This window comes from Neisseria sp. P0019.S002, assembly GCF_051957155.1.
Taxonomy (GTDB): domain Bacteria; phylum Pseudomonadota; class Gammaproteobacteria; order Burkholderiales; family Neisseriaceae; genus Neisseria; species Neisseria perflava.
Map to the genome: position 1 here is coordinate 1 of NZ_JBQCWS010000139.1, position 448 is coordinate 448.

General features: G+C 64.5%; 2 protein-coding genes. Both read left to right on the plus strand.

The annotated features are described in order from the left end of the window. Window positions 1–209 (plus strand): hypothetical protein (locus ACTHTY_RS11970; protein WP_440367853.1); only part of this gene is annotated, 209 nt, incomplete at its 5' end. Between the two features lie 51 nt (window positions 210–260). Continuing rightward, window positions 261–448, plus strand: a 188-nt coding sequence (locus tag ACTHTY_RS11975; protein WP_440367855.1) for a hypothetical protein, incomplete at its 3' end; no start/stop codon positions are given.

Here is a 448-nt window from a genome sequence, read left to right on the forward strand (position 1 = left end):
GTGCCTGGACCTGGGGCAGCGACCAGACCCAACGCTATACCTTCGACGGTAACTACCAATTCAACGATACCGCGGCCGGCCGCCTGAACCTGATGACCCATGAAAGCAACGTTGCCGGCCGCGACAAGGTGAACTACGACCGCTGGGGCATCGCCCCGTCGCTGGCCTTCGGCCTGGGCACGCCGAACCGCGTCAACCTCGACTACTAACACCTGGAAAGCGACGACCTGCCGGATTCGGGCATCCCGTACAGCATCCCGTTGGCTGGCAGCGCCGCCCGTACTTCGGCCCACCCGAGCAAGCCGGATGATGGCGGCGACAGCGACAACTTCTATGGCCTGAGCGGTCGCGACTTCCGCAAGAGCCGGGTGGATATCGCCACCTTCGCCATCGAACACGGCCTGACCGACGCGCTGACCGTGAAGAACACCCTGCGCCACGGCAACAG